This is a genomic window from Bacillus sp. VA15 (genome assembly GCF_055721145.1).
Genome location: NZ_JBVQPQ010000060.1, coordinates 1 through 332, shown reverse-complemented (window position 1 = coordinate 332; position 332 = coordinate 1). Strand labels below are relative to the sequence as shown.

Sequence of the window (332 nt, the reverse complement as noted above, 5' to 3'; positions counted from 1 at the left end):
CGGCACGTTGTGCCGAGAGCACAGGTATCGATATGGATATCGAAAAATCACAGCCATACTAAAAAAGAGAATGCGTATTAACCATAAAACGGTTCAACGTATTATGCAGAAAAATCAATGGCAGTGCAAGGTTAAGGTGAAAAAGCGCAAGAAGAATGGGCAGCCATATGCCGTGGTCGATAATATATTGGATCGGAACTTTAAATCTGATCGCCCTCTTGAAAAACTAGTAACGGACATCACATATTTGCCTTATGGACAGAAACAATTGTACCTTTCCAGTATATTAGATTTATACAATGGAGAAGTGATTGCTTTTACGATTGGCGATA

The 332-nt window shown here is 39.2% G+C and carries 1 protein-coding gene; it reads left to right on the top strand.

Features of this window, described 5'->3' with window-relative positions; all coding sequences use genetic code 11:
- The coding region (locus tag AC0DBE_RS21770; RefSeq protein WP_472963793.1) for an IS3 family transposase at positions 1-332 on the top strand (332 nt) is incomplete at both ends.